Raw genomic sequence first — 14223 nt, forward strand, 5'->3', positions numbered from 1 at the left:
ATCGTTCCCACGCTCTGCGTGGGAATGCAGCCCGGGACGCAGAGCGTCCCAACGACGTGACGCAGAGCGTCACAGGAGGCGTTCCCACGCAGAGCGTGGGAACGATCGTGCCTGGAGATAAACATGCCCACCCTCACCACCTACCAGACCAGAATCATCCCCGACTGGGTCGACTACAACGGCCATCTGCGCGATGCCTTTTACCTGTTGATTTTCAGCTACGCCACCGATGCCCTGATGGATCGCCTCGGCATGGACAGCAACCATCGAGAAGCCAGCGGCAACTCGTTGTTCACCCTGGAATTGCACCTCAATTACCTGCACGAGGTGAAGCTCGATGCCGATGTCGAAGTGCATACCCGGATCATCGCCCACGACAGCAAACGCCTGCACCTCTACCACAGCCTGCATCGGGTCGGTGATGACACAGAGCTGGCGGGCAACGAACAAATGCTTCTGCATGTCGACCTTGCCGGGCCTCGTTCCACGCCCTTCAGCGAACAGACCCTGGACAAGCTGCAAGCCATCGTCGCCGAGCAAACCGACCTGCCAACCCCTGAATACATCGGCCGAGTGATCGGGTTACCACCCAAAAAATAACCAGGAGATCGCCATTGAACACCGCCGCCGCTTTTGCCGACTTCCGTACTTATCCGTTGATCAGCGCGCTGACAGGCGTGCAGGCTTTGGCGGATCGGGTTCTGGTGAAGTGGGCCGACAATCGCATCAGCCCCTTCCACCACCCATGGCTGCGTGACAACTGCCCCTGCTCGCAATGCGTCTATAGCGTGACACGTGAGCAGGTGCTGGAAATTGTCGACGTGCCGGAAAACCTGATGCCGGCGCAAACCACTGTCGACGCTCAAGGTTGCCTGTGCATCGAGTGGCAGGACGGCCACTTCAGCCGCTTCGATCCAGGCTGGCTGAGGGCACATGCCTATGACGACGAGTCCCGCGCCGAACGCTTGGCCAACAAGCCCAAAGCCCGGCTTTGGCACAGCGACTTGTCGTTGCCGGTGTTCGAATATCAGGCGCTGATGACCGACAACGACGCCTTGCTGCAATGGCTGCTGGCGGTGCGCGATATCGGCTTGACCCAGGTCCGTGGCGTACCCACCGAACCCGGTTCCTTGAAGCTGATCGCCCAGCGCATTTCGTTCATCCGCGAAAGCAATTTCGGCGTGCTGTTCAATGTGCAATCCAGGGCCGACGCCGACAGCAACGCCTACACCGCCTTCAACCTGCCGCTGCACAGTGATTTGCCGACGCGGGAGCTACAACCGGGGCTGCAATTCCTGCATTGCCTGATCAACGATGCTGAAGGCGGCGAGAGTATTTTCGTCGACGGTTTTGCCATTGCCGATGCGTTGCGCCTGGAAGATCCGGAGTCATTCAAAAGCCTTTGCGAAATCCCCGTGGAGTTTCGCAACAAGGACCGTCACAGCGATTACCGGTGCCTGGCCCCGATCATCGCCCTGAATGCTCTGGGACAGGTCTCTGAAATCCGCATGGCGAATTTTCTGCGCGGTCCGTTCGATGCGTCGGTGGAGCAGATGCCCAGGCTCTATCGCGCTTACCGGCGCTTCATTGCGATGACCCGCGAGCCTCGATTCCGCTTGATGCAGCGGCTCAATCCCGGCGAGCTGTGGTGCTTCGACAACCGCCGCACCCTGCATGCACGCAACGCCTTCGACCCCGCCACCGGGGCGCGGCATTTCCAGGGCTGCTATGTCGACCGGGATGAGTTGTTGTCGCGCATTTTGGTGCTACAGCGCTAGACCGCGTCATCGTTCATCGCGGGCAAGCCTCGCTCCTACAGGATTTGCGTCGTTCGATAATAATGTGAACAACACAAGACCCTGCAGGAGCAAGGCTTGCCCGCGATGGCACCTGCACAGACACACAAAAAACCCGGATAAAAAAAGCCCCGATCAAGCCGTGACAGGATCGAGGCAGAGGGTACTGTTGAGGAGCTGCCATGCGAGGGTGACCAAACCTTCGTGAAGCGAGCTGAGTCCAGTGTGCCCACTCAGCTCGCTGGCAAGTTAGTCGAAAACGACCTGTTCATAGCCATTGCGGCCATTGCGACAAATCGCCCTTGCCCACACCAGGCACCCCCACCAGAATCGAACCACGACACCGTTCCCAGAAGAAGGATTTGCGTCATGATGCACGCCGATTTGATTGACCAGGAAGACCTGTTGGGCCAGCTCAAGTCGCTGGGTTTTCAAGTACCGATCGGTTCCACCGCCGAGCAGGCTTGCGAGTGTGCGGTGCGGGGCTTGAACGATGAACGGGCAATCGTGCTGCGTACCATGGTCAAGCAGATGTACACCAGTAGCGCGACCATCCTGCCGGCCGTGCGCCAGGCTATCGACAAACAATTGCTGCCGGCGTTGGCGCAGTATCAGCAGAGCCATAGGGCCTGATTTTCAGCACTGAGCGGCTTCTCCTTGTGGCGAGGGAGCTCGCTCCCGCTCGACCGCGAAGCGGTTGCAAAAACAGCGAATGCGGATTGTCAGAACGACCGCATTTGCCGGTTTTGGGGCTGCTGCGCAGCCCAGCGGGAGCGAGCTCCCTCGCCACAGTAGCCCGAGAGTTTTAGAGCCTTACGCTGGCAAACGTCGACTCATTGCGCGCCTGGCTCAGCGCTGACAACGGCCCGGACAGCGGCGACAGTACCAGCGCTTGTGGCAGCGGCATCATCGCCACTTGCTGTGTCGTGTTGGAACCCACACGCTCGTCACGCGGCGGTATGCCGAAGTATTCGCGGTAGCACTTGGAGAAGTGCGGCGTGGAAACGAAGCCACACACCGACGCCACCTCGATGATCGACATCGGCGTTTGCTTGAGCAGCTGCCGCGCACGGATCAGACGCAGCTTCAGGTAGTAACGCGACGGTGAGCAGTGCAGGTATTTCTGGAACAGTCTTTCCAGCTGACGACGCGAGACGGCGACATACACCGCCAGTTCGTCAAGGTCGATCGGCTCTTCGAGGTTGGCTTCCATGAGCGCAACGATTTCCTGCAACTTCGGCTGATTGGTGCCGAGCATGTGCTTGAGCGGCACACGCTGGTGATCCTGTTCGTTGCGGATACGTTCGTAGACAAACATTTCCGAGATTGCGGCAGACAACTCACGGCCGTGATCGCGGCTGATCAGGTGCAGCATCATGTCCAGCGGCGCGGTGCCACCGGAGCTGGTGAAACGGTTGCGGTCGAGGGTGAACAGGCGAGTACTCATGGCTACCCGCGGAAAAGCTTCCTGCATCGCCGCCAGGCATTCCCAGTGCACGCTGCAATCGAAACCATCTAGCAAACCGGCGCAAGCCAAGGCCCAGCTGCCAGTGCATACCGCGCCGAGGCGACGGGACTGACGCGCCTGGCTTTGCAGCCATGACACGTGTTCGCGGGTAACAGTGCGTTGAATGCCGATACCGCCGCAGACAATCACGGTGTCGAGTGGCGGTGCTTTGTGCATGGAGGCGTCAGGGGTGATTTGCAAACCGTCACTGGCCCAGACCTGGCCGCCATCGACAGTGAGGGTGGTCCAGCGATACAACTCCCGGCCCGACAACTGGTTGGCCATTCGCAATGGTTCTACAGCGGACGCCAGGGAAATCAGCGTGAAATTGTCCAGCAGCAGAAAGCCGATGGATTGAGGCGCACGGTTCTGGGGTTGGGCCCCGGAGTTGAACGACGTCATCGCAGTATCTCCTCACACAAAGCGGGTGATGGCCTCAGGCGGAGGCTCTTGTTATTGCCATCGTTCTCACGCTGGAGACGGGCTTTGTAATGACAGAGCAATTGCCATGCCTAAATTTGAATGCACGTTCAATAACTCCTAAAAACGACGTCGGAATGTGTCTATATATGACGCGCGGCGAGTAGGGGTTAAGAGTGCCATCAGGCGAGACAAGTGCTCTGCCCCGTTGCGTGTGAGCAAATCGGTAGCACTTGTGGGAACAGGGCTGGGAGCTTTTGCAAAGAGTGTCACCACAGGCGCAGGTGACGAGTGGTCAGCTTCGTTTTTCATACCTGACCGGGCAGTCACGATTTACCTGTTAGCGACGCGCCAAAAGGTGGCGCCTTTTAAATCGAGTGTTCATTTAGCGCGCAGTTTTGACTGGTCTGGCGCTATCGCTGGCAAGCCAGCTCCCACAGGAATTTATGGTGTGACCAAGACATCAGCTACACCAGAGAATCTGTGGGAGCTGACTTGCCAGGCCTCACAGGCATGATGGTGTGACCAAGGTGTCAGCTACACCAGAGAACCTGTGAGAGCTGGCTTGCCATTCCCACAGGCAATGATGGTGTGACCAAGATGTCAGCTACACCAGAGAACCTGTGGGAGCTGGCTTGCCAGCGATTGGGGTCACCTCGGTTTCAGCACTCCACGGCGCTCACCGCCAACCCACCCCGCGAGGTCTCCTTGTATTTGTCATGCATATCGGCACCGGTATCGCGCATGGTGCGAATCACCCGGTCCAGCGAAATGAAATGCTGACCATCACCGCGCAGAGCCATCTGCGCGGCGTTGATTGCCTTGACCGCGGCAATCGCATTGCGCTCGATGCACGGCACCTGCACCAGGCCGCCCACCGGATCGCAGGTCAACCCAAGATTGTGCTCCAGACCGATTTCCGCCGCGTTGCACAGTTGCTCCGGTGTTGCGCCGAGGATTTCCGCCAGCCCTGCCGCCGCCATGGCGCAAGCCGAACCCACTTCACCCTGGCAACCCACCTCGGCACCGGAGATCGAAGCGTTTTTCTTGCACAGGATCCCGACCGCTGCCGCGCCGAGGAAGTAATCGACAACATTGGCGTCGGTCACGTCTTCGCTGAATTTCATGAAGTAGTGCAGCACCGCCGGAATGATTCCCGCCGCGCCATTGGTCGGCGCCGTGACCATGCGCCCGCCGGCGGCGTTTTCTTCGTTGACCGCGAGGGCGAACAGGTTGACCCACTCCATGGCGCTGAGAGTGGAGCCGATCACGTTGGGCTTGTTCAGTTCCTGCAAGCTGCGATGCAACTTGGCCGCGCGCCGCCGCACGTTCAGGCCACCGGGCAGAATGCCCTCGTGCTTGAGGCCGTGTTCGACGCAATCCTGCATGGCGCGCCACAGCGTCATCAGGCCGCTGCGGATCTCCTCTTCGCTGCGCCAGACCTTTTCGTTGGCCAGCATCAATTGCGCCACGCGCAGGTTGTGCTTCTTGCACAGTTCCAACAGCTCGGCGGCGCTGGAAAAGTCGTACGGCAACACCGTGCGATCAAGGTCGACGACTCCGCTGGAGGCCTGTGCCTCGTCGACGACAAAACCGCCGCCGACCGAATAGTAGGTGTCACGATGCAACTCGCCTTCATCGCCTTCGACAACCAGGGTCATGGCGTTGGGATGAAACGGCAGGTTTTCGTCAATCAGGCGCATGTCCCGAGCCCAGATGAACGGCACCGACAGGCGTCCGTCGAGCAACAGCGTGTCGGTCTCGCGCAAGGTGGCGATGCGGATGCCGATTTGCGACGGATCGATCGCGTCCGGCCACTCGCCCATCAAACCCATGATCACTGCGTTGTCGCTGCCGTGACCAATGCCAGTGGCGGACAAAGAACCATAGAGCTGAACTTCAACGCGCCGCACTTGCTCAAGCAGTCCCCGCTCGCGCAAACCCTGGACGAACAGCGCCGCCGCGCGCATCGGCCCCACAGTGTGCGAACTGGAAGGGCCGATGCCGATTTTGAACAGGTCGAAAACACTGATAGCCATTACTGCCGGACTCCTGGATGTGCCAACTCCAGGCGCAAAAGCGCCCGGTGACGGAGCTGCTACGCTCAAGCTGCAATCCGTCAGGATGGCCGCATCATCAGGCTTTTGACGTGTCGTTCGACGTCTCACACCGACGCACTCATGTCCACGAACGCCGCGTGTCTTTTACGTCGCGAATTCGCCGTTTTTTTGCGACTCAGACGGACAAAAGAGCCCGAAAAAAGCTGTAAACGACGTCACTGACACTGGATGCGACCATCCCTGTACTGGTTACGACGCACCCTGTAGGCGTCAGATTTTCACTGGTACATGATCGTATCGACTCGATTGCAAGGCGCCGTGGTAGAGCTGTCTCCAAAACGCCATCCAACCGCAACCTATAAGTGCGGTGGTCCAATCGGAACACTGCCAAAAAAAACACCAAGGAGTCCATCCATGAAAGGTTCTTCGTCGTTGTTGTTGGCCGTCATGCTTAGTCTGCCGGTTCTGGCGCAAGCCGCCGAACCGGCCCAATGCAGCACCGTAAACTTCTCGGATGTCGGCTGGACCGACATCACAGCAACGACCGCGACCACCAGCGTCGTGCTCAACGCCCTCGGCTACAAGACCAAGACCACCATGATTTCCGTGCCCGTGACCTACAAGTCTCTGGCCGACGGCAAGAACATGGACGTGTTCCTGGGCAACTGGATGCCGACCATGGAAAACGACATCAAGGCCTACCGCGAGGCCGGCACCGTAGAAACCGTACGCACCAACCTCAAGGGTGCCAAATACACCCTCGCCGTTCCCCAGGCCCTGTACGACAAAGGGCTGCATGATTTCGCCGACATCGCCAAATTCAAGAAAGAACTCGACGGCAAGATCTACGGCATCGAGCCGGGCAACGACGGTAACCGGCTGATCCAGAGTATGATCGACAAGAACGCCTTCGGCCTGAAAGACGCCGGTTTCAAGGTCGTCGAGTCCAGCGAGGCGGGCATGCTGTCGCAAGTCGACCGCGCACAGAAACGCGACACCGCCGTGGTGTTTCTGGGCTGGGCACCGCACCCGATGAACAAGCGTTTCAAGATTCAATACCTGACCGGCGGCGACGACTTCTTCGGCCCCGACTTTGGCGCCGCCACCGTGGCGACCAACACCCGCAAAGGCTACGCCGAAGAATGCAGCAACGTCGGTCAGCTGCTGAAAAACCTCGAGTTCACCGTCGACATGGAAAGTGAACTGATGGGCAACATCCTGGACGACAAAATGAAGCCTGACGCGGCCGCCAAGGCCTGGCTGAAAAAGAATCCCCAGGTGCTCGATACCTGGCTCGCTGGCGTGACCACCATTGACGGTAAACCTGGCCTGGACGCCGTGAAAGCCAAGCTGAATCAGTAATCGCTTACGCCGGGCGGGCTAGCCCGCCCGGGCTGTTTATTTCCTTGCATGCGGACGTTCACTACCATGCTGATTGATCAGAAAATACCTTTAGGCCAGTACATTGCAGGCTTCGTTGAATGGTTGACGCAACACGGCGCCAACACCTTCGACGCAATTGCCGTGTCACTGGAAACGATGATCCACGGCGTGACGTTTGCGCTGACCTGGTTCAACCCGCTGGTCTTGATCGGCCTGATCGCACTACTGGCACACTTCATCCAGCGTAAATGGGGGCTGACCGCCTTCGTCATTGCTTCCTTCCTGCTGATCCTCAACCTGGGATACTGGCAGGAAACCATGGAAACCCTCGCCCAGGTGCTGTTCGCCACCCTGGTCTGCGTGTTGATCGGCGTGCCGTTGGGCATCGTCGCCGCGCATAAACCGATGTTCTACACCATGATGCGTCCTGTACTCGATCTGATGCAGACCGTACCGACCTTCGTGTACCTCATTCCTACCTTGACCCTCTTCGGTCTGGGTGTGGTCCCGGGCCTGATCTCGACGGTGGTGTTCGCGATTGCCGCGCCCATCCGCCTCACTTACCTGGGTATCCGCGATGTGCCGCAAGAACTGATGGACGCCGGCAAGGCCTTTGGCTGCTCGCGTCGCCAACTGCTCACACGGATCGAATTGCCCCACGCCATGCCGAGCATCGCAGCCGGCATCACCCAGTGCATCATGCTGTCGCTTTCGATGGTAGTGATCGCGGCACTGGTGGGCGCCGACGGACTCGGCAAACCGGTGGTCAACGCACTGAACACTGCTGATATCGCCCTGGGCTTCGAAGCAGGCCTGGCGATCGTACTGCTGGCGATCATGCTCGACCGTATCTGCAAACAACCCGACGCCAAAGTAGGGGGTGACGCATGAGCATTATTCGCTTCGAAGACGTCGACGTGATCTTCACCAAAGATCCGCGCGAAGCACTGAAACTTCTCGACCAGGGCCTGACCCGCAGCGAGATCCTGAAAAAGACCGGGCAGATCGTCGGCGTCGAAAAGGCCAGCCTGGATATCGAAAAAGGTGAAATCTGCGTCCTGATGGGCTTGTCCGGCTCAGGCAAGTCCAGCCTGCTGCGTTGCATCAACGGCCTCAACACCGTCAGCCGCGGCAAGTTGTTCGTCGAGCACGAAGGCAAGCAGATCAACATTGCCTCCTGCTCCGCCGCCGAACTGAAAATGATGCGCACCAAGCGCATCGCGATGGTGTTCCAGAAGTTCGCCCTGATGCCTTGGCTGACGGTGCGCGAGAACATCAGTTTCGGCCTGGAAATGCAGGGTCGTCCGGAGAAGGAACGCAAGAAACTGGTCGATGAAAAACTCGAACTGGTGGGCCTGACCCAGTGGCGCAACAAGAAACCCGATGAGCTGTCAGGCGGTATGCAGCAGCGCGTGGGCCTGGCCCGTGCGCTGGCGATGGACGCCGATATCCTGCTGATGGACGAACCGTTCTCGGCACTCGACCCGCTGATCCGTCAGGGCCTGCAAGACGAACTGCTGGAGCTGCAACGCAAGCTGAGCAAAACCATCGTGTTCGTGAGCCACGACCTCGACGAAGCCCTGAAGCTCGGTAGCCGTATTGCGATCATGAAAGACGGCCGGATCATCCAGTACAGCAAGCCGGAAGAAATCGTCCTCAACCCGGCGGACGACTATGTGCGGACCTTCGTGGCCCACACCAACCCGTTGAACGTGCTGTGTGGTCGCAGCCTGATGCGCACCCTGGACAACTGCAAACGCATCAACGGTTCGGTGTGTCTCGATCCGGGCGGCGATTCGTGGCTGGACCTGGCTGAAGGCAACACCATCAAGGGGGCTCGCCAGAACGGCTCGGCGCTGGACTTGCAGAACTGGATCCCGGGGCAGGCAGTCGAAGGCCTGGGTCGCCGACCGACGCTGGTGGATTCGAATATCGGCATGCGTGATGCGCTGCAGATCCGCTATCAAACGGGCAACAAGCTGGTCTTGCACGACAACAACAAAGTGGTCGGCATCCTTGGCGACAGCGAGCTGTACCACGCACTGCTCGGCAAGAACCTGGGGTAAGGCAATTGACACAAAAACGCCGCGAGAGATCGCGGCGTTTTTGTTAGTACAGATAAATGACCTGCAATACTGACAATTGTGGCGAGGGAACTTGCTCCCGCTGGGCTGCGAAGCGGCCCCATAACCAGAGCCTGCGATAGTTCAGACAGACCCCGTGAACCGGATGTACGACTGCTCCGCAGCCGAGCGGGAGCAAGCTCCCTCGCCACACAGGTCTGCGGTGCATTGATTGCACCGCAGTGCCTCACACCTTAGCTATTTTGATCGTTCGCACGTTCTGCGTGGGAACGATCATGACCTTGGAGTACTGACAACTGTGGCGAGGGAGCTTGCTCCCGCGGGGCTGCGAAGCGGCCCCATAACCAGAGACTGCGCTAGTTCAGACAGACCCCGTGAACCGGATTTACGACTGCTCCGCTGCCGAGCGGGAGCTAGCTCCCTCGCCACACAGGTCTGCGGTGCATTGATTGCACCGCAGCGCCTCACACCTTAGCTATAGACCCGGCCAAGCAGCTGCCGATGGCTTTCGAACTGATCGAGTACGTCCCGTGTGATCTGCTCCTGGGTGAAGCCCATCAGGTCGTAGTCCTGGCTGCCGTTGTGCAGGTACACCTCGGCGCGGTAATAACGCTGACGCGCCTCATCAGACTGGGCCGATTCAGTCGGCGTTGCCAGATAGCCGTCCAGGCTGACTTCGTAGACAAACGGATTGCCCTCTTCCATCTCGACCCGCACACCCATGCAACGCTTGGACTTGCCCAGCAGCGTCTGCACTTGCAGGCCTTGCGCACGCATTTGCGTGGTCGCGTCCTGCAAGGCCGGCGTCACATGCTTGTCCATGAAACGCTGGACCACCGACTGGCTCGGCTGCAGGTCCAGTTGGGTCAGGCGCTCGCTGAAGCCACGGCGACCGCGCGCGGCCAACTCCGCTTGCTCCTGTTCGATCTGCACGTCCTGGCGCATGGCCTTGTGCAGGCCGAACATGAAGCACACCAGCACCACCGAGAACGGCAGACCGGCCAGCACCACCATGGTTTGCATGGCTTCGAAGTTACCGGCGAACAACAGGCCGATGGTCACCAGAGTGATCACTACCGACCAGAAGATCCGCAACCAGTGCGGCGCATCTTCGTCGACGTTACCGCCCTTGCAGGAAAGATTCGCCATCATCACCGCGCCGGAATCCGCCGGGGTCAGGAACAGCACGAAACCGACGAAAATCGACACGCCGATCACAACCTTCGACGCCGGGTAGTGCTCCAGCAACTGGTAGATCGCCATGGACGGCTGTTCCAGCGCCGTTTTCCCAAGCTCTACCGCCCCATGGTTCATCACCAGGTCCAGGGCCGAGTTACCGAAGATCGACAGCCATGCCAGGGTGAAGCCCAGCGGAATCAGCAACACGCCGGCCACCAGTTCACGCACGGTACGCCCACGGGAAATACGCGCGATGAACATGCCTACGAATGGCGCCCAGGAAATCCACCAGGCCCAGTAGAACAAGGTCCACAGGCCCAACCAACGGTCGGACTTGGCACTGTCGCCTTCGTACACATACAGATCGAATGTCTTGAGCACCACGCCATTGAGGTAGTCACCGACGTTCTGCACGAAGCCGTTGAGCAGATGCAGGGTCGGGCCGAACAGCAGCACGAAAATCAGCAAGCCGCTGAACAGAACGATGTTGAGGTTGGACAGGCGACGAATACCGTTTTCCACGCCCGACACGGCAGCAATCGTTGCCACGGTGCTCATCACAATGATCACGATCAGCAGATTGGTATTGCTGTGCTCCATGCCGAACAGGTTTTCCAGGCCCGACGATACCTGCAGCGAACCAATCCCCAGGTTCGTCACCAACCCTAGCAGGGTGACGAACATGCCAAAGCCGTCCACCGCATGACCGGCGGCACCCTTGACCCAACGCTCGCCCACCAGCGGATACAGCGCCGAACGCAATGCCAGCGGCTGGTTATGACGGTACGCAAAATAGGCAACGGCCAGCCCCACCAGCGCATAGATCGCCCAGCCATGCAGGCCCCAGTGCAGGAACGTCAGCTGAACCGCCTGACGCGCCGCAAGGTTGCTGGCGGCTACGCCTTCCGGCGGGTTGAAGTAATGGTCCAGAGGCTCGGATGCGCCAAAGTACAACAGCGAAATGCCGATACCGGAAGAAAACAGCATCCCCGCCCAGGCGCCGTAGCTGAAATCCGGGGTATCGTCCTTGCTGCCCAGTTTCAGTTTGCCGTAGGACGAAAAAGCCAGGCCCACCACGAAAATCAGATAGGCGGCGATCACCACCATGTAATACCAGCCAAAGCTGCGTGACAGCCAGGCTTGCGCTGTACCGAGCATTCGACCGGCCTCTTGCGGGGCGATGATCAGAATGGCGGTCAACAACAGAATCAACGCGGTGGAGGTGTAGAACACCCAACCGTTGACCGTCACCTTCTCGGGTGGGGTCTTTATTAGTGAGGCAGAACTCATGGCACAGATGCTCCGGGCAGTGCGGGAGAAGATCACAAGGCAGCGCGTGACCCGACCAATCGGTTAGTTGGCAGCCGACCAGCGGGTGTTATAAAGACACCCCGAAAAAGCCCGAAACCCCAAAAGCGCCGTGGCGTATAGGTTTCGAGCCGTTTTAGATGTCGGTTTTTCGTCATTTATGCGTAGGAAAAATCTGTAAGCAGCGACGAATTGTCGCAGATCTTATTCTTTGTTGATTGAACGTTCAATCAAAACAAAATAGACTGGCCCTCAGTCCGACAGACGTTTTGCGTCTGCCGGAAGGCCTAAGGAGATGTGCAAGATGCCCAAGGTCGGTATGCAACCCATCCGCCGCCAGCAATTGATCGAAGCCACTTTGCTGGCCGTCGATCAGGTCGGAATGGGGGACGCCAGCATTGCGCTGATCGCCCGTTTGGCCGGTGTCTCGAATGGCATCATCAGTCACTATTTTCAGGACAAGAATGGCCTGATCGCCGCCACCATGGGGTACCTGATGACGGTCCTGAGCGAGAACGTCACCGCGCGCCGACAGGCGCTGAAAGATGACAGCCCGCGAGCGCATCTGCAGGTGATCATCGAAGGCAACTTCGACGCCAGCCAGGTCAATGGCCCGGCAATGAAAACCTGGTTGGCCTTCTGGGCAACCAGCATGCACCAACCGTCTTTGCACAGGTTGCAGCGGATCAACGATCACCGTCTGTATTCCAACCTGTGCTGCCAGTTCCGCCGCGTGTTGCCGCTCGATGATGCGCGTACCGCCGCCCGCGGCCTGGCAGCGTTGATTGACGGTTTGTGGTTGCGCGGCGCGCTGTCGGGAGATGCTTTCGACACCGAGCAGGCGCAACAGATCGCTTACGAATACATGGATATCCAACTGGCCAAGCGGGTGAGTTAGAGCACACATAGAACGCTCAACCACCGGACCGCGCCAATCACTGATGCACTTGCGAGGACTTTATGGCCCGTTTCGAACTGCAAAAACTCTACATCGATGGTGCGTACAGCGACGCCAGCAGCGACGCCACTTTCGAAGCCATCAACCCGGCTAACGGTGAAGTCCTCGCAAAAGTCCAACGTGCTACCTTCGACGACGTTGAGCGTGCCGTCGTCAGCGCCGAAAAGGGCCAGAAAATCTGGGCTGCCATGACCGCCATGGAGCGTTCGCGCATCCTGCGTCGCGCCGTGGAAATCCTGCGTGAACGCAACGATGAACTGGCTGCCCTGGAAACCCTGGACACCGGCAAGGCCTACTCCGAAACCCGTTACGTCGACATCGTTACCGGTGCCGACGTGCTGGAATACTACGCAGGCCTGGTGCCGGCCATCGAGGGCGAGCAGATTCCGCTGCGCACCACGTCGTTCGTGTACACCCGTCGCGAACCGCTGGGCGTGGTGGCCGGTATCGGCGCGTGGAACTACCCGATCCAGATCGCCCTGTGGAAATCCGCACCAGCCCTGGCGGCCGGTAACGCGATGATCTTCAAGCCAAGCGAAGTCACTTCGCTGACCACCCTGAAACTGGCCGAGATCTACACCGAGGCCGGCGTGCCGAACGGCGTGTTCAACGTCCTGACCGGCAGCGGCCGTGAAGTCGGCACCTGGCTGACCGAGCACCCGCGCATCGAGAAAGTCTCGTTCACCGGCGGCACCGACACCGGCAAGAAAGTCATGGCCAGCGCTTCGAGCTCTTCGCTCAAGGACGTGACCATGGAACTGGGCGGCAAGTCGCCGCTGATCATCTGCGACGACGCCGACCTCGATCGCGCCGCCGACACCGCGATGATGGCCAACTTCTACAGCTCCGGCCAGGTCTGCACCAACGGCACTCGCGTGTTCGTACCGGCGCACCTCAAAGCGGCTTTCGAAGCCAAAATCGTTGAACGCGTTGCGCGCATCCGCATCGGTAACCCGCAAGACGAAAACACCAACTTCGGTCCGCTGGTGAGCTTCGCCCACATGGAAAGCGTGCTGGGCTACATCGCCAAGGGCAAGGAAGAAGGTGCCCGTCTGCTGTGCGGCGGCCAGCGTCTGACTGACGGTGAATTCGCCAAAGGTGCGTTTGTCGCGCCGACCGTGTTCACCGACTGCACCGACGACATGACCATCGTGCGTGAAGAAATCTTCGGCCCGGTGATGGCGATCCTCTCCTACGAAACCGAAGAAGAAGTGATCCGCCGCGCCAACGACACCGACTTCGGCCTGGCCGCCGGTATCGTCACCAAGGACCTGAACCGCGCGCACCGCGTGATTCATCAACTCGAAGCCGGTATCTGCTGGATCAACGCCTGGGGCGAGTCCGATGCGAAGATGCCGGTCGGTGGCTACAAGCAGTCGGGTGTCGGCCGTGAGAACGGCATCAGCTCGCTGAACAACTTCACCCGCATCAAATCGGTACAGGTCGAACTGGGCGATTACGTCTCGGTGTTCTGATCTGACGCAGTTCTGAAGTTGCGGCCCTTGTGGCGAGGGAGCTTGCTCGCGCT

The 14223-nt window shown here is 59.2% G+C and carries 11 protein-coding genes; 8 read left to right on the forward strand and 3 right to left on the reverse strand.

The features are described from left to right. The first annotated feature begins 123 nt into the window (after positions 1 to 123). From D8U73_RS24675 to D8U73_RS24690, 3 genes are all read left to right on the forward strand, one after another. A complete protein-coding gene (locus D8U73_RS24675) occupies positions 124 to 600 on the forward strand; it encodes a thioesterase family protein (protein WP_056853899.1) in 477 nt (158 codons plus the stop codon). A gap of 14 nt (positions 601 to 614) precedes the next feature. Next, entirely contained in the window at positions 615 to 1778 is a 1164-nt protein-coding gene (locus tag D8U73_RS24680) for a gamma-butyrobetaine dioxygenase (RefSeq protein WP_056853900.1), read from the forward strand. Positions 1779 to 2165: 387 nt separating this feature from the next. Next, positions 2166 to 2429, forward strand: a complete 264-nt coding sequence (locus D8U73_RS24690; RefSeq protein WP_130906008.1) for a hypothetical protein — start codon at positions 2166 to 2168, stop codon at positions 2427 to 2429. A gap of 172 nt (positions 2430 to 2601) precedes the next feature. Here D8U73_RS24690 and D8U73_RS24700 read toward each other — a convergent pair whose 3' ends face one another. Both D8U73_RS24700 and D8U73_RS24705 read right to left on the reverse strand, forming a co-directional pair. After that, positions 2602 to 3705, reverse strand: coding sequence for a GlxA family transcriptional regulator (locus tag D8U73_RS24700; RefSeq protein WP_047534337.1), 1104 nt, complete (start codon positions 3703 to 3705; stop codon positions 2602 to 2604). Between the two features lie 680 nt (positions 3706 to 4385). Beyond that, a complete protein-coding gene (locus tag D8U73_RS24705; protein WP_056853902.1) occupies positions 4386 to 5762 on the reverse strand; it encodes an L-serine ammonia-lyase in 1377 nt (458 codons plus the stop codon). Between the two features lie 435 nt (positions 5763 to 6197). On the opposite strand from D8U73_RS24705, the gene D8U73_RS24710 reads away from it, so the two are divergent. The 3 genes from D8U73_RS24710 to choV all read left to right on the forward strand — a co-directional run bounded on the left by D8U73_RS24710 (position 6198) and on the right by choV (position 9232). Beyond that, entirely contained in the window at positions 6198 to 7145 is a 948-nt protein-coding gene (locus tag D8U73_RS24710) for a choline ABC transporter substrate-binding protein (protein WP_056853903.1), read from the forward strand. 66 nt (positions 7146 to 7211) lie between these two features. Then, entirely contained in the window at positions 7212 to 8057 is an 846-nt protein-coding gene (gene choW, locus D8U73_RS24715; RefSeq protein ID WP_056853904.1) for a choline ABC transporter permease subunit, read from the forward strand. Further along, positions 8054 to 9232 carry a choline ABC transporter ATP-binding protein gene (choV, locus tag D8U73_RS24720; RefSeq protein ID WP_056853905.1) on the forward strand — a complete coding sequence of 393 codons (1179 nt, stop codon included), beginning with the start codon at positions 8054 to 8056 and terminating at the stop codon, positions 9230 to 9232. Before choW ends, choV begins: the two co-directional genes overlap by 4 nt. 489 nt (positions 9233 to 9721) lie before the next feature. On the opposite strand, the gene D8U73_RS24725 is transcribed toward choV, so the two are convergent. Beyond that, positions 9722 to 11662, reverse strand: a complete 1941-nt coding sequence (locus D8U73_RS24725; RefSeq protein WP_177435023.1) for a BCCT family transporter — start codon at positions 11660 to 11662, stop codon at positions 9722 to 9724. A 379-nt stretch (positions 11663 to 12041) separates the two neighbouring features. Between D8U73_RS24725 and betI the strand changes: the two genes are divergently transcribed. Beyond that, positions 12042 to 12635: a transcriptional regulator BetI gene (betI, locus tag D8U73_RS24730; RefSeq protein WP_130906009.1), complete on the forward strand. Its 594-nt coding sequence runs from the start codon at positions 12042 to 12044 to the stop codon at positions 12633 to 12635. 62 nt (positions 12636 to 12697) lie between these two features. Continuing rightward, entirely contained in the window at positions 12698 to 14170 is a 1473-nt protein-coding gene (gene betB / locus D8U73_RS24735; RefSeq protein ID WP_056853908.1) for a betaine-aldehyde dehydrogenase, read from the forward strand. Positions 14171 to 14223: the final 53 nt, after the last annotated feature.

Origin of the sequence: Pseudomonas sp. Sample_22, assembly GCF_004307635.1 — a bacterium.
Taxonomy (GTDB): Bacteria; Pseudomonadota; Gammaproteobacteria; order Pseudomonadales; family Pseudomonadaceae; genus Aquipseudomonas.

Bases quoted from the DNA above. Each gene is read 5' to 3' on its own strand.
- choV (WP_056853905.1), top strand. From the start codon at position 8,054: ATGAGCATTATTCGCTTCGAAGACGTCGACGTGATCTTCACCAAAGAT.
- D8U73_RS24710 (WP_056853903.1), top strand. From the start codon at position 6,198: ATGAAAGGTTCTTCGTCGTTGTTGTTGGCCGTCATGCTTAGTCTGCCG.
- betB (WP_056853908.1), top strand. From the start codon at position 12,698: ATGGCCCGTTTCGAACTGCAAAAACTCTACATCGATGGTGCGTACAGC.
- D8U73_RS24700 (WP_047534337.1), bottom strand. From the start codon at position 3,705: ATGACGTCGTTCAACTCCGGGGCCCAACCCCAGAACCGTGCGCCTCAA.
- betI (WP_130906009.1), top strand. From the start codon at position 12,042: ATGCCCAAGGTCGGTATGCAACCCATCCGCCGCCAGCAATTGATCGAA.
- choW (WP_056853904.1), top strand. From the start codon at position 7,212: ATGCTGATTGATCAGAAAATACCTTTAGGCCAGTACATTGCAGGCTTC.
- D8U73_RS24675 (WP_056853899.1), top strand. From the start codon at position 124: ATGCCCACCCTCACCACCTACCAGACCAGAATCATCCCCGACTGGGTC.
- D8U73_RS24705 (WP_056853902.1), bottom strand. From the start codon at position 5,762: ATGGCTATCAGTGTTTTCGACCTGTTCAAAATCGGCATCGGCCCTTCC.
- D8U73_RS24690 (WP_130906008.1), top strand. From the start codon at position 2,166: ATGATGCACGCCGATTTGATTGACCAGGAAGACCTGTTGGGCCAGCTC.